At 62.9% G+C, this 24,943-nt stretch carries 24 protein-coding genes; 8 read left to right on the forward strand and 16 right to left on the reverse strand.

Annotated elements, in window-relative coordinates:
• Positions 1–26: 26 nt before the first annotated feature.
• The 5 genes from argC to QM596_RS28985 all read right to left on the reverse strand — a co-directional run bounded on the left by argC (position 27) and on the right by QM596_RS28985 (position 4,876).
• A complete protein-coding gene (argC, locus tag QM596_RS28965; RefSeq protein ID WP_019748609.1) occupies positions 27–1,097 on the reverse strand; it encodes an N-acetyl-gamma-glutamyl-phosphate reductase in 1,071 nt (356 codons plus the stop codon).
• Positions 1,098–1,135: 38 nt separating this feature from the next.
• Entirely contained in the window at positions 1,136–1,597 is a 462-nt protein-coding gene (locus QM596_RS28970; protein ID WP_021344370.1) for a hypothetical protein, read from the reverse strand.
• 116 nt (positions 1,598–1,713) lie between these two features.
• Positions 1,714–2,649 carry an SDR family oxidoreductase gene (locus tag QM596_RS28975; RefSeq protein WP_283310564.1) on the reverse strand — a complete coding sequence of 312 codons (936 nt, stop codon included), beginning with the start codon at positions 2,647–2,649 and terminating at the stop codon, positions 1,714–1,716.
• Positions 2,646–3,557, reverse strand: a complete 912-nt coding sequence (locus QM596_RS28980) for a bile acid:sodium symporter family protein (protein WP_019748612.1) — start codon at positions 3,555–3,557, stop codon at positions 2,646–2,648. Before QM596_RS28980 ends, QM596_RS28975 begins: the two co-directional genes overlap by 4 nt.
• On the reverse strand, positions 3,557–4,876 hold the full coding sequence (locus QM596_RS28985) for a flavin-containing monooxygenase (protein WP_283310565.1): 1,320 nt from the start codon (positions 4,874–4,876) through the stop codon (positions 3,557–3,559). The genes QM596_RS28980 and QM596_RS28985 overlap by 1 nt, the downstream gene beginning before the upstream one ends.
• A 56-nt stretch (positions 4,877–4,932) precedes the next feature.
• Between QM596_RS28985 and QM596_RS28990 the strand changes: the two genes are divergently transcribed.
• Positions 4,933–5,997, forward strand: coding sequence for an Lrp/AsnC family transcriptional regulator (locus QM596_RS28990; RefSeq protein WP_283310566.1), 1,065 nt, complete (start codon positions 4,933–4,935; stop codon positions 5,995–5,997).
• Between the two features lie 58 nt (positions 5,998–6,055).
• Here QM596_RS28990 and pheT read toward each other — a convergent pair whose 3' ends face one another.
• From pheT to infC, 6 genes are all read right to left on the reverse strand, one after another.
• Positions 6,056–8,542 (reverse strand): phenylalanine--tRNA ligase subunit beta, encoded by a 2,487-nt coding sequence (gene pheT / locus QM596_RS28995; RefSeq protein WP_019748615.1) that lies wholly within the window; start codon positions 8,540–8,542, stop codon positions 6,056–6,058.
• A gap of 60 nt (positions 8,543–8,602) precedes the next feature.
• Positions 8,603–9,673, reverse strand: a complete 1,071-nt coding sequence (pheS, locus tag QM596_RS29000) for a phenylalanine--tRNA ligase subunit alpha (protein WP_003944109.1) — start codon at positions 9,671–9,673, stop codon at positions 8,603–8,605.
• A gap of 170 nt (positions 9,674–9,843) precedes the next feature.
• Entirely contained in the window at positions 9,844–10,674 is an 831-nt protein-coding gene (locus tag QM596_RS29005; RefSeq protein ID WP_020969726.1) for a TrmH family RNA methyltransferase, read from the reverse strand.
• Positions 10,675–10,697: 23 nt separating this feature from the next.
• Positions 10,698–11,087 (reverse strand): 50S ribosomal protein L20, encoded by a 390-nt coding sequence (rplT, locus tag QM596_RS29010; protein ID WP_019748616.1) that lies wholly within the window; start codon positions 11,085–11,087, stop codon positions 10,698–10,700.
• 63 nt (positions 11,088–11,150) lie between these two features.
• The gene (gene rpmI / locus QM596_RS29015; protein WP_003944043.1) at positions 11,151–11,345 is read right to left on the reverse strand and encodes a 50S ribosomal protein L35; all 195 of its coding nucleotides are present in this window, start codon (positions 11,343–11,345) and stop codon (positions 11,151–11,153) included.
• A gap of 43 nt (positions 11,346–11,388) precedes the next feature.
• On the reverse strand, positions 11,389–12,081 hold the full coding sequence (gene infC, locus QM596_RS29020) for a translation initiation factor IF-3 (protein WP_003944008.1): 693 nt from the start codon (positions 12,079–12,081) through the stop codon (positions 11,389–11,391).
• A gap of 370 nt (positions 12,082–12,451) precedes the next feature.
• On the opposite strand from infC, the gene QM596_RS29025 reads away from it, so the two are divergent.
• Together QM596_RS29025 and QM596_RS29030 are read left to right on the forward strand one after the other, a co-directional pair.
• Positions 12,452–12,820 (forward strand): DUF1844 domain-containing protein, encoded by a 369-nt coding sequence (locus tag QM596_RS29025; RefSeq protein WP_020907885.1) that lies wholly within the window; start codon positions 12,452–12,454, stop codon positions 12,818–12,820.
• 1 nt (position 12,821) lies between these two features.
• Entirely contained in the window at positions 12,822–13,238 is a 417-nt protein-coding gene (locus QM596_RS29030) for a DUF1801 domain-containing protein (RefSeq protein ID WP_283310567.1), read from the forward strand.
• A 5-nt stretch (positions 13,239–13,243) separates the two neighbouring features.
• On the opposite strand, the gene QM596_RS29035 is transcribed toward QM596_RS29030, so the two are convergent.
• Complete coding sequence (locus QM596_RS29035; protein ID WP_019748619.1) at positions 13,244–13,954, reverse strand: helix-turn-helix transcriptional regulator; 711 nt, start codon at positions 13,952–13,954, stop codon at positions 13,244–13,246.
• An 80-nt stretch (positions 13,955–14,034) separates the two neighbouring features.
• On the opposite strand from QM596_RS29035, the gene QM596_RS29040 reads away from it, so the two are divergent.
• Complete coding sequence (locus tag QM596_RS29040; RefSeq protein WP_283310568.1) at positions 14,035–14,745, forward strand: alpha/beta fold hydrolase; 711 nt, start codon at positions 14,035–14,037, stop codon at positions 14,743–14,745.
• Positions 14,746–14,817: 72 nt separating this feature from the next.
• On the opposite strand, the gene uvrA is transcribed toward QM596_RS29040, so the two are convergent.
• Positions 14,818–17,778 (reverse strand): excinuclease ABC subunit UvrA, encoded by a 2,961-nt coding sequence (gene uvrA, locus QM596_RS29045; protein WP_024487477.1) that lies wholly within the window; start codon positions 17,776–17,778, stop codon positions 14,818–14,820.
• A gap of 174 nt (positions 17,779–17,952) precedes the next feature.
• Here uvrA and QM596_RS29050 point away from each other — a divergent pair, with 174 nt between their 5' ends.
• Entirely contained in the window at positions 17,953–18,639 is a 687-nt protein-coding gene (locus QM596_RS29050; protein ID WP_283310569.1) for an MBL fold metallo-hydrolase, read from the forward strand.
• A gap of 88 nt (positions 18,640–18,727) precedes the next feature.
• Here QM596_RS29050 and QM596_RS29055 read toward each other — a convergent pair whose 3' ends face one another.
• A complete protein-coding gene (locus QM596_RS29055) occupies positions 18,728–19,252 on the reverse strand; it encodes a DUF2716 domain-containing protein (RefSeq protein ID WP_283310570.1) in 525 nt (174 codons plus the stop codon).
• A 245-nt stretch (positions 19,253–19,497) separates the two neighbouring features.
• Here QM596_RS29055 and QM596_RS29060 point away from each other — a divergent pair, with 245 nt between their 5' ends.
• From QM596_RS29060 to QM596_RS29070, 3 genes are all read left to right on the forward strand, one after another.
• The gene (locus QM596_RS29060) at positions 19,498–20,430 is read left to right on the forward strand and encodes a DoxX family protein (RefSeq protein ID WP_019748624.1); all 933 of its coding nucleotides are present in this window, start codon (positions 19,498–19,500) and stop codon (positions 20,428–20,430) included.
• A 132-nt stretch (positions 20,431–20,562) separates the two neighbouring features.
• Entirely contained in the window at positions 20,563–22,845 is a 2,283-nt protein-coding gene (locus tag QM596_RS29065; RefSeq protein WP_020969733.1) for a HelD family protein, read from the forward strand.
• Between the two features lie 83 nt (positions 22,846–22,928).
• Positions 22,929–23,390: a DUF732 domain-containing protein gene (locus tag QM596_RS29070; protein WP_019748626.1), complete on the forward strand. Its 462-nt coding sequence runs from the start codon at positions 22,929–22,931 to the stop codon at positions 23,388–23,390.
• 1 nt (position 23,391) lies between these two features.
• Here QM596_RS29070 and QM596_RS29075 read toward each other — a convergent pair whose 3' ends face one another.
• Together QM596_RS29075 and QM596_RS29080 are read right to left on the reverse strand one after the other, a co-directional pair.
• Positions 23,392–23,844 carry a universal stress protein gene (locus QM596_RS29075; RefSeq protein ID WP_019748627.1) on the reverse strand — a complete coding sequence of 151 codons (453 nt, stop codon included), beginning with the start codon at positions 23,842–23,844 and terminating at the stop codon, positions 23,392–23,394.
• Between the two features lie 188 nt (positions 23,845–24,032).
• Positions 24,033–24,908 (reverse strand): SCO6745 family protein, encoded by an 876-nt coding sequence (locus tag QM596_RS29080; protein WP_020969735.1) that lies wholly within the window; start codon positions 24,906–24,908, stop codon positions 24,033–24,035.
• Positions 24,909–24,943 lie beyond the last annotated feature (35 nt).

The following is a 24,943-nucleotide window of genomic DNA, read 5'->3' on the forward strand; positions in this document are numbered from 1 at the left end:
GTCGATCGGCTGCGGATTGTCGGTGCTCACGGAGCTACTCCCACGGTAGAGAGACCTGCGGTCTCGGGTAGGCCAAGGGCGAGATTCATCGATTGCACCGCGCCACCGGCGGTGCCCTTGGTGAGATTGTCGATTGCCGAGATGACAACAAGCTGACCGGCGTCGGCGTCAACGGTGACCCCGATCTGCACGGCATTGGATCCGATCACGGCACCGGTCTGCGGGAAGACTCCGGCAGGCAGCACGTGGATGAACGGCTCGTCGTTGTATGCCTTTTCGTAGATTTCGCGCGCTTGCTCTTCGGTGGCCGTGGTGGCTGCCGTGCAGGTCGCGAGGATGCCGCGCGGCATGGGCGCGAGGACTGGAGTGAAAGAAACACTGATGTCCTTGCCGCCTGCGGCCGAAAGATTCTGAATGATCTCAGGGGTGTGGCGATGGACACCTCCGACACCGTATGCGCGGACGGAGCCCATGACCTCGGAACCCAGCAGATCGGCCTTCGGCGCCCGGCCGGCGCCCGAAGTGCCACTGACCGCAACCACGTTCACGTGTGAGTCCACGATCCCCGCGGCAACGGCGGGGGCCAGCGCGAGGCTCGCTGCCGTCGGGTAGCAGCCCGGAACGGCAATGCGGGTTGCGCCTACCAATTTCTCACGGGCACCGGGCAATTCAGGAAGACCGTATGGCCAGGTACCGGCATGAGTGCTCTTGTAGTACTTCTCCCAGGCTGCGGGATCCTGCAGCCGGAAGTCCGCGCCGCAGTCGATGATGACTGTCGACTCGGGCAGCAACTTGGCGTACTGAGCCGAATTTCCGTGTGGGAGACCGAGGAAGACGACGTCGTGACCCGAGAGGATTTCGACAGTGGTCTCTTCGAGTACCCGCGAAGAGAGTGGGAGCAAGTGCGGATGATGCTCACCGAGCGTCGAACCGGCGTTGCCACCGGCGGTCAGCGAACCGATCACCAGACTGCCGTCGGCGTAGGACGGGTGCCCGAGGAGCAGACGCAGAACCTCACCACCGGCGTACCCACTGGCGCCGGCAACGGCGACTCTGATCGGCTTGCGGGCGTTCTCGGTCGTACCACCTTCAGTCATGTCACACAGTATGCATCATTGTGCATCGGAATGCATAATTACTTACCCATGGATCGCCGGATCTCCTCGAGCTTGGCTTTTGCGGCCTTCTGGCGCTCGTCCCACTGCTCGTCGACGGATTTTCCGGCAGGACTCTCGTGTGCCAATTCGGCCGAACCTATGGAAGTACCGAAACGCCCCTCTATCTTCTCCCGAACACGGTCGAAAGTGGGGACTCCCCCTTCGGTGTAGTCGGGTTCGGGAATTCTCGGGTCGGTCGCAAGTACCACCGGGACGTCGATGATCTCGTCGACCTCCACAACGGTGTCGGGCAGTTCGACTTCTTCGGCGTCGGTGATCGTGTTGTCGTCCTCTACACGGTGCGGCTCGAGGCTCGCGGCAGCGGTGTCAACCACGGAAAGAAGGACCGACAAGCTCGGACGACGCTCGACCACTGCGCGAACGACCGCGAGGAAGTCCTTGTCGTCGAGTGCACTGGCGGCCTCGACTACCTGGTGCACGGACCCATCGTGCTCGGACCCATCATGTTCGGGCCCATCATTTCGTGACACTGTCAGTCCCTTCTCGAAATGCCGACGGACAACTCCGATCCTTCCACGACTGTCTGCCGAAGGGGTCAGCGTGAGGCGAGGTAAGCGGCAAACGCGTCCTCGCTCGAATATTCGGGGACGTACCCGAACTGTTCCTTGAGCCGCCGATTGTCGAGAACGGGTCGGTACTGGAGAAATCCGACGCGCTCCGGACCGTGTTCCGTTACGCCCAATCGCCGTCCGACGCGTAGAACGCCTCGCAACAGCCATGCAGGAAGCGTCACCGTGCTCTTGCCCATCCGGGAAGCCAACTCGTCGACGGTCAACGCGCCGTCGCCCGCAACGTTGAAGATGCCCACTTGGTTTCCGGTCACGGCCTCCGCAAAAGCGCCCGCGACATCGGTGTGCCAGACAAACACGAAGGGGCTTTCGCTCCCGGCAACCTTGAGCAGCTTGCGGCGATCGAACAACGCGGTGATCTGATTGTCGACGCTCTCACCCAAGATCGTGCCGATCCGGAAGACAACTTGTTCCAACTCCGGGTGTTCGACGCGATATTCGGCGAGCATCTCTTCGACCAGGCGTTTGTGGCGACTGTAAGTGAATTCGTCGTTGCCTCGGACAGGTACGTCCTCGGTGATCCACGGTGGGTTGTCGGAGTGGTAGCCGTACGCCGCTCCGGACGAAGACACGACGATCCGTCCAACCCCGTGTTCGACGCAGGCCGCGAGCACGTTTCGTGTCCCGTCGACGTCAACGCGGTACTCCTGCTCTGCTGTCGTGTTCTTGCCGGGATTCACGATGGACGCAAGGTGGATCACGACGTTCGGTCGGTACTGACCGAACACCCGCCCCAATTCTGTGGGGTCGCAGACGTCCGCCCTAACGCGGCGGATGCGATCGTCCGGCGTGTCCTTGACGGTGAGGTCGACACAGACGACGGTGATGCCCTGCGCGATCAGTGCGTCGATGACAGCGGTACCCAGGAACCCGTTCCCGCCCGTGACGAGTGCGACGGTCATGCCGGTACCGCCTTTCGGGCGCGTCGCTTGGACCAGATCGTCGCCAGAGCCAACCCGGCGATGATGTCCCAGATTCCCCACCAGCCGGCCACGACGGCCATGCCACCGAGCCCGTCGAAGAACGTGAACACCAGGCCAAGCCCCAGTCCGGCATTGCGGATGCCGACCTCGAAAGAGACGGCGCGACGGCTGTATTCGTTCAACCCGGTGACGGCGCCGCAGAAGTATCCCAGTGCGAGGGCAACCGTGTCGTGCAGGAAGACCGCGAGCAGTACCACCCCGATGTAGTCGACGAAGTACGACGCATTCCCTGACACACCCGCGACGATGAAGATCAACAACGCCACCAACGAACCGTTTTTCACCCAAGGCTGCGCTTTCGCGGCGATCTCCGGGAACTTTTGTGCCGCCCAGATGCCGAGAACGAACGGCACGCCGATGATCAGGGCGATTTGCGCGACCATCTCGAGCGCATTCAGGTTCACGGACTGCAACAGAGCGTCGGTCTCCGGGCGTCGGCTCCCCCAGAACGCGAGATTGAGCGGCATGAGGAAGATCGCGAGGACGTTCGACACCGCCGTCATGGACACCGAGAGTGCGACGTCGCCGCCCGCCCGGTGAGTCAGGACATTCGAGATATTGCCCGGCGGGCAGCACGCCACCAGGATCATGCCGAGCGCTACCGAGGGAGCGGGCGAGAGAATCAGCGTCAGCAGAAAAGTCACTGCCGGCAGCAGCAGGAACTGGGCAGCGATACCCACCGCCATCGCCTTGGGTTTGGTGAGCGCACGACGGAAGTCGTCGACCGAGGTGTCGAGGGCGATCCCCAGCATGATCGCGGCCAGCACCACGTTGAGGATCATCAACGATCCCGGGTTGAAGTTGAGCACCACGTCGTCGATCGGCATCACTGTCCTCCCTTCGTCAGAGCGGCATCGAGCAGTCCGATGTGCCGTCTGATCGCCGATCGGTAGGCGTCCTTGTTCACGTAGTAGGCCATTCGTCCCAGCTTCAGGTACTTGTATCCCCCGGACAGATCGGGAGGAGGGCCGGCCGCCGCTGCCGAGAATTCGCGCGCCGCGGCGGGGGCTTCGGTGCGTGCGGTGATCAATTTGGCCACCAACTCGGCCTGCTCGTAACGGCCCTGCCACCCGAGACCCGATGCTTCGACCATGCCGAGCACAAAGAGATTGTCGTGACGGCGACTCGCGACGTTGAGGAACAGGTCCGGGGCAGCGCCCGACCAGTCCAGGTCCTCGCGCGCGATGAAGGGATAGTCGAGGTGATACCCCGTGGCGCAGAGAACGAGGTCGTAGTCGGCAGACGATCCGTCGACAAACCGCACCGTCTTCCCCTCGAACCGGTCGACGTCGGCGCGCACGTGCACGTCACCGTGCCCGATGTGGTGCAGGATCAATGAGTTCACGACCGGATGCGATTCGTAGATCTTGTAGTCCGGTGCCGGAAATCCGAACCGCACCGGATCTCCCGTGAACTGCTTGAGTACCAAGGTGTCGACGCGTTGTTTGATCCACGGCGGCAACGGCTTTCCCTGATTCAAGGTGTCCGAGGGTCGTCCGAACAGATACTTGGGGACGAAGTAGTAGCCTCGCCGAACGCTTAAATCGACGCACTCGGCCTGGTGGACGGCATCGACGGCGATGTCGCATCCACTGTTGCCCGCTCCGATGACCAGTACCCGCCTTTCGCGGAAGATCTCGGCGCTGCGGTACTCGCTCGTGTGCATCAACGTGCCGGTGAAGTTGCCCCGGAACGTCGGTACGTTCGGCTTCGACAGCGTTCCGTTCGCGATGATCACGCCTCGATACCGCGCGACTGTCGTCTCACCGCTGCGACTACGCGTGGTGACCTGCCACAGCGAATCGACCGGCGAAACGTCGATGACGGTAGTGCCGAAGGCAAAGTGCCTGCGAAGATCGTGGGTATCGGCGTAGTCGCGGAAATACTCGGCAAGTTCGATGTGGCTCGGGTAGTCGGCAACCGAATCCGCCATCGGGAACTCCGCGAATGCGGTGGTGCCCTTCGACGAAATGAGGTGCGCCGACTCGTAGACGGTGCTGTGCGGGTTGTCGATGTCCCAGAGCCCACCGACGTCGTCGTGGCTCTCGAAGCCGTCGAACGCTATTCCGGCTCGATCGAGGTTTCGCGCGCCGGCCAATCCAGACGGACCCGCTCCGATCAGCGCGTACTTGGCCTCTGTGCTCATGGGTCGAGCGTCGCAGATAGTTCAAATCTTGCGGCAATGTGCAGGATAATGACGTTATGAGCGCACTCGATGCCGACAACGATCGCGGGATAGATGAAATCGATCTGAGGATAATCAATGCGCTGCAGCTCGCACCGCGATCGAAGTGGCTTTCGTTGGCCGGCCCACTCGAACTCGACGCCGCGACTCTCGCCCGGCGTTGGAATCGACTGTCCGAATCGTCGTTGGCCTGGGTCACGGTTACTCCGGGGCCACAGGTGCTGGGCACCATCGTCACAGCGATCATCGAAATCGATTGCTCACCAGAACTTCTCGACACCGTCGCGGCACGTCTCACCATCTTGGCCCACGCCGTGACCATCGAAGTATCAACAGGTAGAGCCGATCTGCTCGTCACAGCCGGTACTGCGGACTTGGCGTCGATGTCGCGCTTCATCTCGGAAGAGATCGCAACGATCGACGGCGTACTCGCGACACGAACCTCGATCATCACACGCTGGTTCACCGAAGGTGGGCGATGGAGACTCAATGCGCTGGCACCGTCCGAGAAGGGTGTGCTGACCACCAGCGAAAGCCGTACTGCCGTGCGCGCTCGGTCGACCGGCATTTCCGAACAGGATCGCAAGGTTCTCACGATCCTCGCCTACGACGGGCGCACTCCCATGAAGGAGTTGGCCGACGCGATCGGTGTCAGTCCGGCTGCGTGCAAACGCCAGATCGACCGGCTCACGTCTTCGGGGTTGGTGGCGCTGCGGTGTGAATTTGCCCGGCCGCTGGCCGGGCTTCCCGTGCTCGCCACACTGTGGTGCCGCGTCGAACCCGAACTTCTCGATACTGCGGGCCGATTACTGAGCCGAGCGCCGGAAGTCCGAAACTGTTTCGCGGTGGTGGGCGCCGACAATCTGGTGGTTCAGTTGTGGCTGCATTCTCCTGCAGAACTCGATGCATTCGAAATTCGTCTGCGCAAGGAGATTTCGGGGCTTTACGTCACCGAACGATCCATCGTGCTGCACCTGCGCAAACTGCTCGGTCACGTACTCGATCAGGACGGGCGCAGAACCTCGACTATCGCCCCGGATGTGTGGTTGCCGAGCCGCACCGATTCACCGGAAAACCGATAACACAACAGAGCCCACGACCACCGGGAGTGGACGTGGGCTCTGTGATCAGTTGAGTAGATCAGCCGCGCATCTGCGCACCGACTGCCTTGGAGGCAGCCTCGACCGCGGCATCGCGAGCCGCGCTTGCCTCGTCCTCGGTCAGTGTCCGGTCGACACCACGGAATCGCAACGCGAACGCGAGCGACTTGCGGCCTTCACCGACCTGCTCGCCCTCGAAGACGTCGAAGAGGCGAATGTCTTCGAGAAGTTCGCCGCCGCCGGAACGGAGAGCTTCCTGGACCTTCGCCGCAGGAATATCGCGATCGACAACAACCGCCACGTCCTGGAGCACTGCGGGGAAGGGCGAAATGCGCGGCGCCGGCAGGTTCTCGACCAACGGCAAAGCGTCGAGGTCGATCTCCAGTGCACAAGTGCGCGCAGGCAATCCCGCACGCTCGAGAACAGCCGGATGCAGTTCGCCCGCATGACCGACTACGTTGCCGTCAACGACAACCTCGGCGCAACGGCCGGGATGCCACGGCAGGTACTGCGCCGCACGCAGTTCCACCTCGACGCCTGCTGCAGCTGCAATGACCCGCACTGCTGCAAAAGTGTCCGAAGCCTCGGCCTGACGGCCAGGACCCCAGGGGCCGCTCGGCTCACGCAAACCACTCAACACTGCAGCGATGTGCACGGGCTGAGCCGGCAACGACGCGATCAGGTTCGCGATCTGCTCGTCCGTCGGGCGACGATCCACCGGCAATGCATCCACCGGCTTGGTATCGGGGCCCGGCAGGACAACCTGCGCGATGCCGTACAGCGAAAGATCACGCTGACCGCGAGAAGCGTTGCGAGCCAGGATCTCCAGCAGACCCGGGAGCAGCGTGGTCGCCAACTCCGGACGATCGGCTTCGAGCGGGTTGAGGACCTTGCTGGTGTTGCGGCGCGGATCATCCGCGTCGAGGCCCCAGACGTCGAAGACGTTGGTGGGCAGGAAGACCGGAGGAAGTACCTCGACGTAACCGGCGTGAGCCACGGCCTTCGACACCGTGCGCTTACGCCGCTGCGACGGAGTCAATCCGCGTCCGGCCGGAGCGGCGGGAAGCACAGACGGGATCTGCTCGAGACCTTCGAGGCGAAGAACTTCCTCGACGAGGTCCGCAGGCTGCACCAGGTCCGGACGCCACGACGGCGGAGTCGCGACCAACTGGCCGTGTCCCTCTTCGCTGACGCCGACCTCGACGTTGCAGCCAACCTGGGTGAGGCGGCGAGCTGCGGTGCCGTTGGGGTACGTGACTCCGGCGACACGGTCGGGCAGGTCGATATCCATGCGAATGGCAGCGCGAGGGGCGACATCGCCCACGTCGGTCAGGACCGGTTCGATCCGTCCGCCGGCAATCTCGACCAGCAGAGCGGCTGCGCGGTCGACGGCCGCGAGCGGAATCGCCGGATCGACGACGCGCTCGAAACGCTTGCTCGCCTCACTCGGCAGCTTGTGCCGGCGCGCCGTCTTGAAGACTGCGAGCGGATCCCAGGTAGCTCCTTCGAGGAGGATGTCCGTCGTTGCCGTTCCCACCTCGGTGGTTGCGCCGCCCATGACGGCAGCCAGCGAGATGACTCCGGAATCGTCGGCGATGACAACGTCTTCGGGATCGAGCGTGCGTTCGACGTCGTCGAGCGTCGTCAGCTTCTCCCCCGCCTTGGCGCGACGGACCACCAGGTCGCCCTGCACCGAGGTCGCATCGAACGCGTGCAGAGGTTGGCCGAGTTCGAGCATCACGTAGTTGGTGACGTCGACGGCCGGCGAGATCGGGCGAACACCCGAGAGCAGAAGTCGACGCTGCAGCCACCACGGGCTCACTGCCTGCGGATCAATACCCGTGATCTTCCGCATCACGAAACGCGAAGCCTTGGACTCCGGTTCGAGGCGCACCGGCCAGGCTTCACCCTCAGCCGGGTGCGCGGGAACCGAAGCGGGATCGGCGTATTCGAGATCGAAGCCGCACGCGAGCTCTCGCGTAAGACCACGGACCGAGAAGCAGTAGCCACGGTCCGGGGTGATGTTCAGTTCGATGATCGTGTCACCGAGACCGAGCAACTCGTTGCCGTCGGCGCCGGGTTCGGCGGTACCAGGCTCGAGCACCAAGATGCCCGAATGGTCTTTGCCGATACCGAGTTCCGAGACGGAGCAGATCATGCCGTCGGACACCTGGCCGTACGTCTTGCGAGTGGCGATTTCGAATCCGCCGGGCAGCACCGCGCCGGGCAGCGCAACGACGACGAGGTCACCCTCGTTGAAATTGCGTGCGCCACAGACGATGCCGCGAGGCTCGGGTTCGCCGACCTCGACCTGGCAGAAGCGGATCGGCTTCTTGAACTCGGTCAGTTCGGTGATGGAGACGACCTTGCCGACGACCAACGGGCCGTCGATCGCCTCGAGTGTGTCGAGTTCCTCGACTTCGAGTCCCACCCGGACGAACCCGGCGTCCAGCTCTTCCGGGGTCACCTCCCAGTCCGGAGTTGCCCGCTGCAGGATCTCGGTCAGCCAGGATTGCGCTACTCGCACGTCTGCTCAGCTCTCTCGTTTGTCGATAAGTCTTTGTGAAGGTTCCGCGGACCGGATCGGTCAGCCTGCGACACCGAAGGGCAGCGTGAAACGCACGTCACCTTCGACGATGTCGCGCATGTCCGGGATACCGTTGCGGAACTGCAGGGTCCGCTCGAGGCCCATGCCGAATGCGAAACCCGAGTACTCGTCGGGATCGATACCGCTGGCGCGCAGAACGTTCGGGTTGACCATGCCGCAGCCGCCCCACTCGACCCAGCCGGCGCCGCCCTTCTTGTTCGCGAACCAGACGTCGACCTCGGCCGACGGTTCCGTGAACGGGAAGTAGTTGGGGCGCATACGGGTACGCGTCTCGGGGCCGAAAAGGGCACGAGCGAACGCGTCGAGAGTCCCGCGCAGGTTGGCCATGGTCAGGCCCTTGTCGACGGCCAGGCCTTCGACCTGCGAGAAGACAGGCGTGTGGGTCGCATCGAGTTCATCGGTGCGGAACGTGCGGCCCGGGCACACCACGTAGATCGGCACCTCACGCGAGAGCATGGTGCGGACCTGCACCGGCGAGGTGTGGGTACGCAGCACCTGGCGAGAGTTCTCGGGTGCCAGGTGGAAGGTGTCCTGCATCGTGCGCGCAGGGTGATCCGGCAAGAAGTTGAGTGCGTCGAAGTTGAAGTGCTCGGTCTCCACCTCCGGGCCCTCGGCAACTTCCCAACCCATCGCGACGAATACGTCGGCGACCTGCTCGGAAATCAAGCTGATCGGGTGACGCGCCCCGACGGGGTGGCGATCGGAGGGCAGAGTGACGTCGATCGCCTCGGCAACCAACACCGCGGCGTCACGCTCGGCGAGGAGGACCTCACGACGAGCGTCGTACGCGTTGTTGATCCGAGTGCGGAAGATGTTGACGCGCTTACCGGCGTCCGCCTTTTCCTTGCCCGGAAGGCTGCCGAGTCCCCGGCGCGCGAGGGCGATCGGGGACTTGTCCCCCAGGTGCTCCACCTTGACGTGCGCCAGCGCGTCCAGGTCAGCGGCGTCCGCCAGCGCCTTCTCGGCGTTCTCAGCCGCAGCGGTCAACGCCTCTTCGGTGAGTACACTCGCGTCGACCTCCGGCGGTGTCGCGCCCTCATTTTTGGCCACGGCTGTGACGCTCCTGTCGCTTCTCGGTTTACTTCTCGTACTGCGTGCTTCTTGTACTGCTTACTTCTTGTACTGCGAGCGAGCATTCGAACTCGCTCGAGCATTGTCTCTGCTCTTGTATTGTCTCAGGCTTCCGCAAATGGGATTCCGTGAGGTCTTCGCGTGCGTTTTCAGCCGTGATCGGTGGCGCGATTTTGCACCCGCGCGCTTGCGTACAGGCAAATTGCCGCCGCTGTCGCGAGGTTCAAGCTTTCGGCGCGGCCATGGATCGGAATCCTGACCCGATGATCAGCCTGTGCGGCGATCGCCGGATCGAGACCGTGAGCTTCGTTACCGAACAGCCAGGCCGTCGGCTTGCTCAGCAACTCGTCGGCCTCGTCGAGATCGACCTCGCCGTCAGCTGCAGTCGCGAGAATCTGAATGCCGGCTGCGTGAATCTGCTCGATCACCGACACCGTGTCTCGATCGCGGACGACTGGCAGGTGAAAGAGGCTGCCCGCCGACGAACGAACGACCTTGCCGTTGTGCGGATCGACGCTGTCACCGGCGAGGATTGCCGCATCGGCACCCACTGCGTCGGCGATGCGAATGACGGTGCCCGCGTTACCTGGTTCGTTGACCTCGACCGGCACTGCGAGCAGGCGGGTCTCCTGATGGACGGCTGCGCTCAGCGGTACATCCAGTAGATCGCTGACGGCAACGAGACCGGGCGGCGTGACGGTATCGCTCAGAGCTTTGATTGCTCGATCGGTCACAAGAGCAACACGAACTCCAGCGGTCAGCGCCCGATCGATGACGTGCTGATAGCGCTCGGCTGCGTCCTCGGTGTAGAAGAGGTCGTGTACCGGGCGGGCCTCGCCGTTCGAGAGTGCACCGTTCAACAGTTCGGTGACCGAGTTCTCGCCCTCGACGAGGAAACGTCCTGCTTTGCGTCGTTCTGCTGTGCGCAGGAGCTTGACAGCAGAAACGACCCGCGGAGTCCGCTCGGTGAGCGGGTCCACGGGCCGTTGCTGTGATGCGTGAATCAGGCTGCTTCTCCGGCAGGAGCGTTCACGTCAGCCGGCAGAGCGGCCTTCGCGAGTGCGACCAGGCCGGCAAAGGCCTCGGCATCGGAGACAGCGAGCTCGGCCAGGATCTTGCGGTCGACCTCGACCTCTGCCAGACGCAGGCCCTGGATGAGGCGGTTGTACGTGATGTCGTTTGCGCGAGCTGCAGCGTTGATACGCGTGATCCACAGCTTACGGAACTCGCCCTTGCGCGCACGACGGTCGCGGTACGCGTAGGTGAGCGAGTGGAGCTGCTGCTCCTTGGCCTTGGTGTACAGACGCGAACGCTGTCCACGGTAGCCGCTGGATGCAGCAAGAATTGAACGACGCTTCTTCTGGGCGTTGACCGCCCTCTTTACGCGTGCCACTTGAAAAATCCTGTCAATCTAGGGGCTGAAAGTACGGCCCCGGGTGGTCAGTAAGGGGGCGACTCAGATGCCGAGCATGCGCTTGATGCGCGGAGCGTCGTCAGGGCTGACAACAGCGACACCGTCGAGACGACGGGTAACCCTGCTGGACTTGTGCTCGAGAAGGTGGCGACGGCCGGCCTTCTGGCGCATGAGCTTTCCGCTGCCGGACACCTTGAATCGCTTCGAGGCGCCGCTGTGGCTCTTCATCTTGGGCATGGAGTCCTCAGTTCTTGTTACGTGGTGGATCTTGGGAAATCGACTAGCTGGCCGGAGCCTCGGGAGCGGCATCGCCGGTCGCCGGTGCTTCCGGAGCTGCTTCACTGGAAGCCGGTGCGGCCGGAGCCGGACGCGGAGCAGCCTGAGCCACTGGCGCCTGAGCGCTCTCCTGCGCCTTGACGCGAGTCTTGGCGCCCTTGTGCGGTGCCAGGACCATCGTCATGTTTCGGCCGTCCTGCTTTGCCGAGGTTTCGACGAATCCGAGATCTGCGACGTCTGCTCCCAGACGCTGCAGAAGGCGGTAGCCGAGTTCGGGGCGTGACTGCTCACGTCCGCGGAACATGATCGTGACCTTGACCTTGGAACCGGCTTCGAGGAAGCGAACGACGTTGCGCTTCTTGGTCTCGTAGTCGTGGTCGTCGATCTTGGGTCGGAGCTTCTGCTCCTTGATGACCGTCAGCTGCTGGTTCTTACGTGACTCACGTGCCTTCTGTGCAGCCTCGTACTTGAACTTGCCGTAGTCCATGATCTTGCAGACCGGTGGACGGGCATCAGGAGCTACCTCGACCAGGTCGAGGTCGGCCTCAAGGGCCAAGCGGAGTGCATCTTCAACACGCACGATGCCTACCTGTTCCCCGCCAGGTCCGACCAAACGAACCTCGGGAACGCGGATACGATCGTTGATGCGGGTCTCAGTGCTGATGGGGCCTCCTAGGTTGAACGGTGCGGTCTTCATGACCGCACGCAGCCCGTACCGCCCGCACCCCAACAAAAAAGCCCCGCTGTGATGATTGCTCATCCGCGGGGCCCGATGTCGACCGATCACATAAGATCCAGCTCACGCCGAAACCTATCTCCTCGACTGAGCGAGGAACCTGACGAAGAATTGATCTCCGATAACAGGTGACCGGAACCACTGAACCGCAGTTTTACCTGCCGCGCAGAGGTGGGAGTCGGACTCCACTTGCTGCCCCCGAACAAGTCGGAGGCGGTCGTTGCAACAAGAGTAACAGGTCGCCACAGATGAAAGAAATCGGTGCCGCTCCCAGTGCTGCCGGGAGAGGCCCGATTCAACACGACCACAGCCTGATGGAATCCTTACAACCATGAGTGAGAACTTCGAGGCAGATCAGAACACCGACGGCGCGAACCCCGACGTCCGCGAACTCTCCGAAGTTCCCGCGGTCGAGGTCATCAGCCGCGCCGCAGTGATGCTGATGAGTTCGGCTGCCGAAAAACTCGGCCTCTCCGACGCCGATCCGTCTTCCAGTCCATATCTGGACCTCGACGAAGCTCGTCGAGTCATCACGGCGCTTGCCGGACTCGTGACTGCGTCGGTCGAATACCTCGGCCCCCACGCCGGACCCATCCGTGAAGGCCTTCAAGCCCTGCAGCGCGCATTCCGTGAGGCCTCCTCGCACCCGGACGAGCCAGGAAAGGGACCGGGCGAGAAGTTCACCGGTCCGGTCTACTGAGTTGGCAACCGCCAACAAGACTCAACCGACGCCCGAGGACGTCGACGCATTCATTTCACGCGTCGACGACCGCAAGCGTGCCGACAGCGTGGAGTTGATCTCCTTGCTGTCGGCCGCGACCGGCGAGCCTGCCGTGATGTGGGGGTCGAGCATCATCGGATTCGGGGCACGGCACTACCGGTATGCGAGCGGCCACGAAGGTGACACCCCACTGATCGGGTTCTCCCCCAGGGCCACCGCGCTCACGTTGTACTTGTCGCTGAACTTCGACGACTACACCGACACACTGGCGCGCCTCGGCAAGCACAAGATCGGCAAGGGCTGCCTGTACGTCAAACGGCTGAGCGACGTCGACATGGCAGTCCTGACCGAACTGATCACGGATTCCGTTGCCGCAGCCCGCAACATGATCGACTGAACAGGTCACCTTCGTGGGGCTACAGGCCGAGCGTCTTCGGGCGGTTGGCCGAACAGGGTCGAATCCCGTGGTGTGAAGTGATCGTTCGTCAGCGTGGCACGCCGCATTCGATCGAGTCGAAACCACCGCACCGCGTCGCGCTGGCGACACCAGCCGATGAGAAACCACTGCCCACGGTCCTGCGCCAGAATGTGCGGCTCAACCGCCCGCACCGTCTCCGCACCGTCCCCGTCCACGTAGTGCAACGACACGACGCGACTCTGTTCGAGCCCCTGCTCGACGGCCCGCCGGTTCGTGCGCGAATCCGCTACTACCCCGCCGTCGCCGCGAATCCACACACGGCCACCGAGTTCGGCGACCTTACGACGACTCTCCTCGTCCATCACGTCGAGCAGTTTCGCCAGAGCTGCTCGTCCGTCCGGCGCAAACGGGGCGTCACCGGCCGCCGTCAAGGCCAACGCGATTGAAACTGCTTGCGGAACAGTGAAATTGACCGGCGGTAGCGTGGCGCGACCTACGAGTCGGTATCCACCCCCGGGGCCCGAGCGCGCCTCGATCGCCGCGCCCGACATCATCAGAGTCTCGATATCCCGCTTGATCGTCCGGGTGGTGACACCGAATTCCTCGGACAATCGGGAACACGTAGCCCCTCGATCGCCCTGTCGCCGAAGCTCTTCGACGAGAGCGTGCAATCTCGCAGCTCGATTCACGTTCACCAGTGTCGCAGATTTCGATACCAAACAGTGACATAATTGGTGACACTCTGTTGTCACCAACCTGATTGCACAGTGAGTGCATGAAAACTCACATCGTTCTTGTTCCCGGATTCTGGCTCGGCTCATGGGCTTGGGACGCAGTCCTCCCCCACCTCGAGCGCTCCGACACCACCCGCGTGACCAGCCTGACGCTGCCCGGACTCGACGCCGTCGATGCAGATCGATCAGCGATCACCTTCGACGCCCACGTCCGCGCAGTCATCGACGCTGTATCGGATTCAGACGAACGTACGGTCCTGGTCGTACACAGCGGCGCCGGCCCGGTGGGATACGCGGTAACCGATCGCATCCCGGATCGGGTCGCGCGGATCGTCTACGTCGATTCAGGCCCCATGCCCGACGGCGCGGCGCTGCGACCGGATCTGGCCGCTGACGTCGTCGAGATACCGCTGCCGACGTGGGCAGAACTTGAAGCAGACGGCAGCAGCCTCGAAGGACTCGACGAGAACGCTCTCGAGGCGTTTCGCGCCAACGCCGTCCCCGAACCGGCCGGGCCGGCGCGTGAGCCGATTGTCCTGACGAACGAAAAGCGCTACCAGGTGCCGTCAACCGTCGTTTGCAGCACGTTCCCGTCCGCGGTGATTGCCCAGATGGCCGACGGAGGTCATCCGATGGCCGCCGAACTGGCGAAACTCCCCGTGACGTACGTCGACCTCCCGACCGGCCATTGGCCGATGTGGTCGCGCCCCGAAGACGTCGCCCAGGTGATCCTCGAGGCCGCCGCTTCCTGATCGACAAAGCAGTGATGCCGGATCGGATTCCGACCCGGCATCACTGACCGACTGCTACTTGCTCACCTTCTACTAGCTCACGGAAGCAGCTTTCTTCCGTGGCGCCGCCTTCTTTGCGGCAACTGCCTTCGTCGCACGCTTCTTGGTGATCGGCTTGGCCTTGACGGGCGCGTGCTGTGCGGTGAGAACCTCACTGAGGAACTTGCCCGTGTAGCTCTCGGGGACCGCGGCAACGTCCTCCGGGGTACCTTGCGCCACAACGGTTCCGCCGCCGGATCCACCTTCGGGCCCCATGTCGACGACCCAGTCCGACGTCTTGATCACGTCGAGGTTGTGCTCGATCACGATCACGCTGTTGCCCTTGTCGACCAGACCGTTGATCACGATCAGGAGCTTTCGGATGTCCTCGAAATGCAGACCCGTGGTGGGCTCGTCGAGGATGTACACCGTGCGACCGGTGGACCGCTTCTGCAACTCGGCGGCCAGCTTGACGCGCTGCGCCTCACCACCGGACAGGGTCGGAGCCGGCTGACCCAGTCGGACATAGCCCAGTCCGACGTCGACCAGCGTCTTGAGGTACCGGTGAATAGAGGTCACCGGCTGGAAGAACTCGGCTGCTTCCTCGATGGGCATGTCGAGTACCTCGGCGATCGACTTGCCCTTGTAGTGGACCTCGAGCGTTTCGCGGTTGTACCGAGCGCCGTGGCATACCTCGCAGGGCACGTACACGTCCGGCAGGAAGTTCATCTCGATCTTCAAGGTTCCGTCGCCGGAGCACGCTTCGCAGCGTCCGCCCTTGACATTGAACGAGAATCGGCCGGGCTGGTAACCGCGGACTTTCGCTTCCGTGGTGGCCGCGAACAGGGTTCGAATCTTGTCGAACACACCGGTGTACGTCGCCGCATTCGATCGCGGAGTCCGGCCGATCGGAGACTGATCGACCTGCACGAGCTTGTCCAGCTGATCGAGACCGTTGATTCGTGTATGACGGCCAGGCACCTGGCGTGCGCCGTTGAGCTTGTTCGCCATGACCGTCGCGAGAATGTCGTTGACCAACGTCGACTTGCCCGAACCGGAGACGCCGGTGACAGCGGTGAGAACACCCAGCGGGAAACTCACGTCGATGCCGTCGAGATTGTGCTCGCGAGCTCCGACGACCGTGACCTGGCGTTTGCGATCCACCGGCCGACGAATGGCCGGAACCTCGATGAAGCTGCGACCCGACAGGTAGGCCCCGGTCAAAGACTCTTCACACGTCAGCAGTTCTTCGTACGGTCCGCTGTGGACGACCTTGCCGCCGTGCTCGCCGGCGTACGGTCCGATGTCGACCACCCAGTCGGATGTACGGATCGTGTCTTCGTCGTGTTCGACGACGATCAGCGTGTTGCCGAGGTCGCGCAGGCGCGTCAGGGTTTCGATCAGTCGCCGGTTGTCACGCTGGTGCAGGCCGATGGACGGCTCGTCGAGCACGTACAACACACCGACGAGTCCGGATCCGATCTGCGTTGCCAAGCGAATTCGCTGGGCTTCGCCACCGGACAACGTGCCCGCGGCTCGCGAGAGGGAAAGGTATTCCAGGCCGACGTCGAGCAGGAAGCCGAGGCGCGCCTGAACTTCCTTGAGGACCTGACCCGCGATGGCCTCTTCACGCGAACCGAGAGTGAGGCTGTTCAGGAAATCCGCGCAATCGGAGATCGACAGTTCACAGACCTCGGCGATGGACTTACTGCCGAAGTCTCCCGCCGCGATAGTTACCGACAGGATTTCGGGGCGCAGGCGAGCACCACCACACGCCGGGCACGGGGTGTCGCGCATGTACCCGTCGTAGCGTTCCTTCATCTGATCGGATTCGGTCTGTTCGAGCCGGCGGTGCAAGAACGGCATCACACCTTCGAACTCCGCGTAGTAAGAACGGGTACGGCCGTACCGATTCTTGTACCGGACGTGAACCTGCTCCTCACTGCCTTCGAGGATTGCTTTGCGGGCCTTCGCCGGCAACTTGTTCCACGGCGTCTTCATGTCGAATCCGAGAATGTCGCCGAGGCCGGACAGCAGGCGTCCGAAGTACTCGGAACTCTGGCCCATCGACCACGGTGCGATTGCACCGTCTTCGAGGCTCAGATCAGGGTCCGGAACCACCAGATCCGGGTCGACCTCCTTGCGGATACCGAGGCCGGTGCATTCCGGGCAGGCGCCGTAGGGCGAGTTGAAGGAGAACGAGCGCGGTTCGAGATCGTCGATCGCGAGTGCGTGGCCGTTCGGGCAGGCCAGCTTCTCGGAGAAACGACGCTCACGATCAGGTGCATTTTCTTCACGGTCGACGAAGTCGAGGACCACGATGCCTTCGGCCAATCGAAGTGCGGTCTCGACCGAGTCGGTCAGGCGCTGCTTCGAGCTCGCCTTGACCTGCAATCGGTCGACCACTACTTCGATGTCGTGCTTTTCCTGCTTCTTGAGCTTCGGCGGATCGGCCAGCGAATGGACGACTCCGTCGACGCGCACGCGCGAGTAGCCCTGGGTGTTGAGCTGATCGAAGAGATCGACGAACTCGCCCTTACGAGTACGGACCACTGGTGCGAGGACCTGGAACTTGATGCCCTCCTCCATCTCGAGCACCTGGTCGACGATCTGCTGAGGCGTCTGACGTGCGATCTTCTCACCACACACCGGGCAGTGCGCCGAACCTGCGCGGGCGTAGAGGAGTCGGAGGTAGTCGTACACCTCGGTGATGGTGCCCACCGTCGAACGGGGGTTGCGGTTGGTCGACTTCTGGTCGATGGACACCGCCGGCGACAATCCCTCGATGAAATCGACATCGGGCTTGTCCATCTGACCGAGGAACTGACGCGCGTATGCCGAGAGTGACTCGACGTAACGGCGCTGCCCTTCGGCGAAGATCGTGTCGAACGCGAGGCTGGACTTGCCGGAGCCGGACAACCCGGTGAAGACGATCAGGCTGTCTCGCGGGAGGTCGAGATCGACTCCTCGCAGATTGTGCTCACGCGCACCCCGCACGATCAGGCGATCCGCCACACCAATTCCCTTCATCGTCAATCGTCCGGGGCCGTCCCCCCGGAGAAGTCTCGAGTAGCCTCGCAAACGCGAGTCCTCGAGCGATCGTCATCGTAGGCCGAGCCACCGACACGTTTATCTCACCAGGCGAGCCCATCGCTCTACCTGCCCCTATTCGAAGGTAGCCTGCGTTTCATGACGAATCAGCCCATCGTGATCGACGACTCCTACACCGGTCAGGTCTCCCCCGATTCTGCCCCTCAGCGGCGCACAGTCGACGGTGCCGTCATCACGAAGATGTCGGTCGGCCCCATGGACAACAACACTTACCTCGTCGTCTGTTCCGCGACCGGGAAATCTCTCCTGATCGATGCGGCCAACGAGGCCGAGAAGATCATTGCGCTCATCGAACAGGAAGCACCTGTTTTCGATTCCATCGTCACCACCCACCAACACGGTGATCACTGGTTGGCTCTGCAGGACGTCCACGCTGCCACCAAGGTGCCGACCGCGGCTCATCCTCTCGACGCGGAGGTCCTTCCCGTCACCCCGGACGTACTCCTCGAAGACGGCGACAAGGTGACAGTTGGCAATCTGAGCCTCGACGTCATTCACCTGTCCGGCCACACGCCCGGTTCCATTGCGTTGGCTCTGACCGAACCGAATGGGCAGGTTCACCTCTTCACCGGCGACTCACTCTTCCCCGGAGGCGTCGGAAAGACCGCCGACCCCGAGAAGTTCACTTCCCTGCTCGACGACGTGGGAAACAAGCTGTTCGGAAGGTACGACGACGCGACTGTGGTCTACCCCGGGCACGGCAAGGACACGACGCTGGGTACCGAGCGCCCACACTTGGCGGAATGGCGCGAGCGCGGTTGGTGACGTTCCGCTTGCTCCGTACTGGACCCTGCTAGCCGACTTCCTGACTATCGACCTGTTCATCGTCGACCTGTTCACCGTCGACGCGAAGTCACGGAAGCCAGGTCGACAGAGTCCGGCCGAGTCCTTCGACCATCCGTTCCCCGAACACACACAGCGTGCGTTCCCACGGATGGCCGAAGGTCCCTTCCGTGAAGTCGTCACGACTGAATATGTAGTAGTCGCCGTTCGGATAGATCGGGACACGCCACTCCGCCAACTCTTTCGCGGCAGCATGCGCCTCCGCGTCGAAGGTGTAGCCCGGATGCTGCCAATCCAGAACGACGAAGTTGGGATCGTCGTTCCAATCGGTGACAAAACAGCGCAACGCTTCGGCGTTTATCGCATCCACGCGAGCGGCCCACGCCCCTGGAGTCGCAGCTGGCACCGCACCCAAATCGAAGACCACGGACGGGATGGGCTCGGCGATGGCGGGCCAAGATCGTGCGTCGATGCCGGGAGTGAACCCAAAGCGCACACGAAAGATCGCCCAGTTTCTCTCGTTCTCCTCATCCGACAGCTGTCCCCAGCCGGCAGGAAGGGTCGAGCCGAAGTTCTGAGTCATCTTGGTGGTCACAACACCATCGTGCTCGAACGGTGCGCATTGTGTGACACCTTCGAACACGCCGTATGCGGATACGCGGTAACGGATACTTCAGAACGGTGTGTCCGGATCGGTGGAGAAGTCATCGACGCAGTACAGCGCGCTTCGGCGACCAGGAATCCGTCAACCGGGTCAGGCGTCGCGGGATCGCCGAACCGGACCAATTCCTTGTGAGATCGCTAGGGTGGAAAACGAACCTACATCGGGAGGCTTGAAACATGCTGGTACGTCGAATTGCTCGTCCACTGCTTTCCACGATCTTCATCGCCGGGGGAATCGATGCTTTGCGCAACCCCACTCAGCGAGCAGCCAAAGCGTCACCGCTGATCGACAAATCCGTCGAGACGCTGCCAGGAGCAGTGACGCAGAAGGTGCCTGCTGATCCGGAAACACTCGTCAAGATCAACGCAGCCGTCCAGATCGGTGGCGGCGCCCTGCTGGCCACCGGCAAGGCGCCGCGTCTCGCGTCGTTGGTCCTCGCGGGGAGCCTGGTACCGACCACGCTTGCCGGTCACGACTTCTGGAACGAAACCGATCCGTCACTGCGAGCGATGCAGCGAACCAACTTCATCAAGAACGTCAGCCTGCTCGGCGGACTGATGATCGCGTCCGTCGACACCGAGGGCAAGCCGTCGCTCGGCTGGCGTGGCCGCCGCGCCGCGAAGAAGGCTCAGGCGTCTATAGCCGCGGCACTTCCGTTGGTCGCATCGCAGACCGATCACACGAGCGATCGCGTCGAACACGCTCTGTCGGTGGCTTCCGAACGCGGTTCCGAACTTGCCGAAACCGCGAAGGCGCACGGCACGGATTGGCTCGAACTTGCCAAGGAGCGCAGCTCCGAGTTCGCGGAGATCGCGAGCAAGCGTGCCGCTGAATTCGGAGAGGTCGCCAAAGAACGCGGCCCGGACATCCTCGAAGTCGCGCAGAAGCGCGGCTCCGAACTGGCCGAGACCGCACGTGAGCGCAGCGCCGAACTGGCAGAGCTGGCGAGCAAGCGCAGCTCCGAGTTCGCCGAACTCGCGCTCGAAAAGAGCAACGAGTGGGCCGAAACGGCGTCGGAGCAGACCGAGGTGCTGGGTAAGCGTGCCCGAAAGCGCGCCGAGAAGGCGCTCGAAAAGGCTCGCGCCAAGAAGGACGAATTGACGCACTGAGTGCACCGAAAAACACGGTCAGGCCACCTTCGGGTGGCCTGACCTGTATCTATGCGGCAGTTCATCTGGGGGAACTAGACTGTCTTGGCGCTTTTGCAGCGCGTGAATTTCTCATCAAGCCTAGGAGATCCTTTGCCCGACGCGGACCCGTCACTGAACGAGCAAGAGCTCGAGCAGCAGTACGTGACGATGTTGTACTCCCGTCTCGACGATCTTCGAAAGTATGCCCAAACTCGCTTGAGCACGGTCCTCCTCGAGACCGGCGGAACCCCGCAAGCACGCAGTGAACGCGAATCCTTCAATGCCATGTACACCGAGGATCTCGCCAAGTACGACGCAGCCGAGAACGGAATGTGTTTCGGACGCATCGACTTCGACGACGAGCGACGCTACGTCGGCCGACTCGGAATTCTGGACACCGACAACGACTACGAAACGCTACTGCTCGACTGGCGAGCTCCGATGGCACGCCCGTTCTATCTGGCGACGCCCGCGGCACCTGAGGGCGTCAAGCGACGACGCCATATCCGCAGTCGGAGCCGAACAGTCACCGGAATCAACGACGAATACCTGGACCTCGACGCTGCCCGAGCCGCCGGCGTGGTGACCGAAGCCGGCGGCGTCGCCGGTGAGAGCGCACTCCTGGACGCTCTGAACGCAGCGCGTACGGGTCAGATGAACGACATCGTCGAGACCATTCAGAGTGAGCAGGATGCCATCATCCGCTCCGAGCACAAAAGCGTTCTGGTGGTCCAGGGCGGTCCGGGTACCGGCAAAACCGCAGTCGCCCTTCACCGTGCCGCGTTCCTGCTCTACACCTACCGCCAGCAACTGGCCAAGGCCGGTGTTCTCATCATCGGGCCGAACGCGACGTTCCTCGACTACATCAGCCAGGTCCTTCCTTCACTCGGTGAGACCGGAGTTCTGCTCTCGACGATCGGGGACCTGTACCCCGGAGTGCGTGCGACTCGTACGGATTCCCTCGCCGCCGGTGAGATCAAGGGTTCCCTCGCGATCCTCGACGTACTCAAGAACGCCGTCCGGGATCGGCAGGAAGTCCCGTCGAAGCCGATCACCCTTCGATTCGACACGTACGACTTGAAGCTGGATCGCAAGACTGTCACGAAGGCTCGCGGACGTGCTCGGTCGTCGCGTCGCCCACACAACCTGGCGCGCCCGATCTTCGTGGCAGCAGTCATCGAGGCGTTGGCACTGCAGATGGCCGAACTCATCGGCGGCAACCTCGTGGACGGCGGCTCACTCCTCAGTCGGGACGACATCGCCGACATTCGCGACGAGATGCGTGAGGACGCGGACATCATGTCCGCCATCGGAAAGCTGTGGCCTGAATTGTCGCCGCAGCAAATCCTCGCGGAACTGTGGACCTCTCCGGCGAGGTTGGCCAAGGCAGCGCCGCAACTCGACGACGCCCAACGCGACGAGCTTCTGCAGAGCGTCGGACCGGGTTTCAGTGCGGCAGACGCTCCCCTCCTCGATGAACTGGCCGAGATCCTCGGAGTCGACGATGCCGCCGAACGCGAACGCGCACAACGTGAATGGCGCGCGCAGATCGCCGACGCCCAGGGCGCCCTCGACATCCTCACCGGCTCTGCACCACAGGATCTCGAAGACGAGATGGACCCCGAGATCTTGATGGCGTACGACTTGATCGACGCCAGCCAACTCGCCCAGCGCCACGATCAGGGCCAGCGCCAGACCACGGCAGAACGCGCTGCCGGCGACCGAACCTGGACCTACGGTCACGTGATCGTCGACGAAGCCCAAGAGCTCTCCGAAATGGCGTGGCGAATGCTGATGCGGCGCATACCGAATCGCTGGATGACGTTGGTCGGCGATACAGCTCAGACCGGTGATCCCGCGGGAACCTCGTCCTGGCAGAAGATTCTCGAGCCTTACGTCGCCAAGCGCTGGAAGCTCACCGAACTGACCGTCAACTACCGAACTCCCTCGGAGATCATGGATGTCGCGCACCGTGTGCTCGAAGAGATCGACCCGGAGCAATCCGTGCCCCGGTCGGTACGCGACAGCGGATTCGCGCCGTGGGCACTCAAGACCACTGCCGAAGAATTGGAATCGACCGTGCGCCGTTGCATCGAGTCCGAGTCGCATCCCGGTATCACCGCAGTGATCGCCGGTTCCGAGGTCGTTGCCGATCTGGCGGGCATTGCGAGTGAGACCGTAAGTGTCCTGTCGGTCAAGGACGTCAAGGGACTCGAGTTCGACACCGTGTTGATCGTCGAACCTGCCGACATTCTCGACGAGTCACCACGCGGAATGAACGACCTCTACGTCGCGTTGACCCGAGCCACCCAGAGGCTCGGCATCATTCACGTCGAGTCGCTCCCCGCGGTTCTCGACGGCGTCGCGGCAGCAGAGTTGGCCTTCGATTCGTGAGCCTCACGGAGTAGGTTCGTGCGTGACACCACGAATCGTGGTGTCACCCCAATTTGTGTCGACGACTGAAGGAATGACCCCTCGTGCTTGGCCTGCCCGCAAGTTCCGCCGCACCCTTCCGCAAGATCGCTCGCGTGGTGATCGGTGTCGGGATGCTTGCGGCGGTGACAGCCGGTTGTTCAGAGGATGATTCGAGTTCAACGGCTGCTGCAGGCAGCGACGACATCGCTGCCGTTGCTGCCGCACCGACCGAAAAACCGGTAGACGATGCAGAACGGCTGCGGGCGGCGCTTGCATCTACCGGGGTCAAGCCAGCCTTTTCCGACGACATGTTGCAGGCGCTCGGTGACGGTGTCTGCCAGCAGCTCGCGGCCGGCACGGATCGAGCGATGATCATCGCGAATCTGCGGACGGTATCGCTGAACGGCGCGAGCGAACCGATGGTCACCACCGGAAACGACTCGGCCGCATCGACAACGCCCCCCAGCGCCGATCAGCTGGCTGAAGTGTTCGTCGATGCGGCCGAGGCCGACTACTGCCGGTAGGTCAGCGAACGGTGTGCACGATCAGGACATCGGATGTCGCCTTGCGCGCCGCATCGGAAGGCACCGATCCGAGCAGACGCCCGGTCAGTGTGTTCAATCCGCGATTTCCGACGACCAGCAAGTCGCCCTTGACCTCGTCGAGCAAAGCGAGAAGCGATTCGACGGGAGCGCCGACGATAGCGCGCTCGACAACATCCTTGGCACCCTGGGCATGTGCGCGCTCACGAGCGGTGCGAAGGATCTCGTAGGTCGGAGCGGAACCGGTGACCTGGTAGGCCTCGTTACCCAACGCATCAGCGGCAGCGCTCACGTCCTTGGGATCAGCCGGGTAGTACGCACACGCGATGACGAGCTGAGCGTCCGAGCCACTGGCAATGGCGGCAGCTCTGTCGACTGCCTTCAGTGACGACTCGGAGCCATCGGTTCCTACGACAACGGTCCGGTAGGCACTCATTCATTCCTCCATGGTTACGGGACGGACGGTACGGCCGGCACCGGGCGCAACGCTGTTGCGCCCGCTCGACAACCGCTGCGCTGACATTAGCGGGATTGTGCCGCGGATAGTGTTATTTGCAGTACACGCCACAAGCCCACAATGAATGTGATTCTTCGTCACAGACACATTTGTGCGGCGGTGACCACTCAGCGAAGTTTGCCGAAGCGGGGCCCGAACAGCGCCGCCGGAAAAACTTCCTGCTCGACCAGGGCGGTACGCCACGGCGTCGCCAATTCCAGCAACCGCTTGGCACCCTCCTCACCCAGCGCATCCCACGGAGCCAAAGCGAGGTCGTCCGTCAGGTCTTCGACGACGTCACGCAGTTCCTGCCCGTCCTCGGTCAGTGCACCCGACGAACGATCCAGCAGTTCGCGGTCCTTCAAACTCTCGACGGCCTCGTCCCACTGTTCCTGCGACCATCCGCGGCGAGTCTGCGCGAACTTGCGCTGAAACCCGATTCCCGTCGCGGTGTGCGTGATCAACGCGTCCAGGCCGTTCAATCCCGCGGTCTGAAGAGCCGCAATGTGGCCGTCGCCGCGATACTCACGCAGCAGTGTCAGCGCGTGCCAGAAACGCAGGTGCGGTTCGGTCGGCCAGTCGAGCGACGCCCAACCCGCATACAGGGGGCGGCCGTCCACTCCGGGGATGTTCTGAGCCGCGATCGACACGAGTTCGGCGGCCTCGGCCATGTCCGCCGATCCTGTCACGTCCGCACCGAACAGGCGGACGTACGCCGCGTCAATTGCCCGATACCGCGCGGCGACAACCTCTGTGGGCTTTGCCAATTCCCAGGCACGTGGGATGACGCTGGCGATCAGTTCGGGATTGAAGTTGAAGAAGGTGGCCGTGACGACAGTCGCGGGTGGAGCGCCGAGCGGTGCTGATCGCCCCGCGAAGTACACCATTCGGCCGGGCTCCAACCCGACGCCGACAAGCTCCTTCTCCGTCTCCGGGACGAAGTACGCCAACGAGTGGAGAAGTTCGAGAGTCCGCGCGGTCTTGCCTGCAGTCTGTGCATCCATACCTGAAACCGTAGCGGTCGATAGCACGAACCCAC

It is taken from the genome of Rhodococcus sp. IEGM 1406 (genome assembly GCF_030056745.1).
Taxonomy (GTDB): Bacteria; Actinomycetota; Actinomycetes; order Mycobacteriales; family Mycobacteriaceae; genus Rhodococcus_F; species Rhodococcus_F erythropolis.